This is a genomic window from Nakamurella sp. (assembly GCF_048594475.1).
Classification (GTDB): Bacteria; Actinomycetota; Actinomycetes; order Mycobacteriales; family Nakamurellaceae; genus Nakamurella.
In genome coordinates this window covers 1-1960 of sequence record NZ_JBMDXT010000138.1, presented here as the reverse complement: position 1 = coordinate 1960, position 1960 = coordinate 1, and the positions used below count along the sequence as shown (strand labels likewise).

Here is a 1960-nt window from a genome sequence, read left to right as displayed (position 1 = left end):
GGGGGGTGGGCCCTATCGCGCCTATGGGGCTCGGCCCGCGGCCCCCCCCCGGGCGGCGGCCCGGGGCGGCGGGCGTTGCCGAACCGACCTGGCCGTTGCACCCCTTCGAGCCGGACCGGACCTACGTCAACGTCGGCTTCTGGTCGGTCGTGCCTCAGGACCCGGACGACCCGGCCGCGACCAACCGGCGGATCGAGGCGACGGTCGACGAGCTCGGCGGGCACAAGTCCCTGTACTCGGACGCCTTCTACGGGCCCGCGGAGTTCGCGGCGAAGTACGGGGGCCCGGCCTACGCCCGGCTGAAACGGCGATACGACCCGAACCATCGACTGCTGGATCTCTACGACAAGGCGGTGCGCCGACAGTGACCACGTTCAAGACTCCCCCGTCCCGGACGACCTTTCGTTCCCCCGTTGCCCCGACCGACCTGCACACCCCGCGCCCGACCCGCCCCGGCGCTCCGATGACCGTGGCCGGAATGGCGGCGGCGGTGTCCGACGGCCCGTTGCCGTTCCGGCTCACCGCCTTCGACGGCAGCCAGGCCGGACCGCCGGACGCCCCCGGCCTGCACATCCGGAACCGGCATGCGCTCAACTACGTGCTGACCGCCCCCGGCGACCTGGGGCTGGCCCGCGCCTACATCGCCGGCGACATGGACATGACCGGCGTGCACCCGGCGAACCCGTACCCGCTGCTGCGGCTGATGGCGCAGGAGTTGCGGCTGCGCCGGCCGACGCCGGGCGAGGTCGTCGACCTGGTGCGCAGCGCGGGCCTGAGCAGCCTGCTCCCCGTCGTGCCGCCCCCGCAGGAGGCGACCCCCCGGTGGCTGCGGGTCGCCCACGGCCTGGGCCATTCCCGCAAGCGGGACGCGTCCGCGATCGGCCGACATTACGACGTCTCCAACGACTTCTACGAGATGGTCCTCGGACCGTCGATGACCTACACCTGTGCGCTCTACCCGACCGCCGACGCGAGCCTGGAGCAGGCCCAGGACGCCAAGCACGCCCTGGTGTTCGACAAGCTCGGCCTGCGGCCGGGCGACCGGCTGCTGGACGTCGGGTGCGGGTGGGGGTCGATGGTGCGGCACGCGGCCCGCCGCGGGGTCCGGGTGCTCGGCGTCACGCTCTCCAGCCAGCAGGCGCAGTGGGGGCAGCGGGCGATCCGGGACGAGGGCCTGGGTGATCTGGCCGAGATCCGGCACCTGGACTATCGGGACGTCCCGGAGACCGGCTTCGATGCGATCTCCTCGATCGGCCTGACCGAGCACATCGGCGTCAAGCAATACCCGGACTACTTCGGCCGGCTCTACGGCAAGCTGCGCCCGGGCGGAAGGCTGCTCAACCACTGCATCACCCGGCCGGAGAACCGGACGGCCGCGAAGGCCGAACCGTTCATCGACCGCTATGTCTTCCCGGACGGCGAGCTGACCGGGTCGGGACGGATCATCATGGCCATGCAGGACACTGGTTTCGACGTCCGGCATGCCGAGAACCTGCGTGAGCACTACGGAATGACGCTGCGTGACTGGTGCGGCAACCTCGAGCGGCACTGGACGGCCTGCGTCGACGACGTCGGCGAGGGCACCGCGAAGGTCTGGGGCCTGTACATGGCCGCCTGCCGGCTGGGCTTCGAGCGCAACACGATCCAGCTCGTCCAGGTGCTGGGAGTCAAGCCCGACGACCAGGGCGACTCGGCGGTCCCGCTGCGTCCGTGGTGGCGCGGCTGAGGGGGACCGGGCCGCCCGCGCCCGGCCCGGTCAGCCCGATCGCCCGGGCCGGCGCGGCGGCGGCTCGGGAACGCGTTTGGCGGCCACCACATTCGCCAGCACGACGGTGACCGGGCCGCCCCGGGTGTCGATCTCGCACTCGGCGCCGTCGCACGATCGCAGGTAGCCCAGCGCGTCGGTGAACCCGCCCGGCACCCGGTGCCGGGCGACCACCCGGGTACCCGGCGGGACCGA

3 protein-coding genes are annotated in these 1960 nt (G+C 72.7%); 2 read left to right on the top strand and 1 reads right to left on the bottom strand.

The genetic code is table 11. The features are described 5' to 3' along the window. Positions 1–95: 95 nt before the first annotated feature. A complete protein-coding gene (locus ACOJUF_RS07070) occupies positions 96–368 on the top strand; it encodes a hypothetical protein (RefSeq protein ID WP_420121157.1) in 273 nt (90 codons plus the stop codon). Between the two features lie 95 nt (positions 369–463). After that, positions 464–1726: a class I SAM-dependent methyltransferase gene (locus ACOJUF_RS07065; RefSeq protein WP_420121156.1), complete on the top strand. Its 1263-nt coding sequence runs from the start codon at positions 464–466 to the stop codon at positions 1724–1726. 30 nt (positions 1727–1756) lie between these two features. On the opposite strand, the gene ACOJUF_RS07060 is transcribed toward ACOJUF_RS07065, so the two are convergent. Continuing rightward, positions 1757–1960 (bottom strand): ferrous iron transport protein A (locus tag ACOJUF_RS07060; RefSeq protein ID WP_420121155.1); only part of this gene is annotated, 204 nt, incomplete at its 5' end.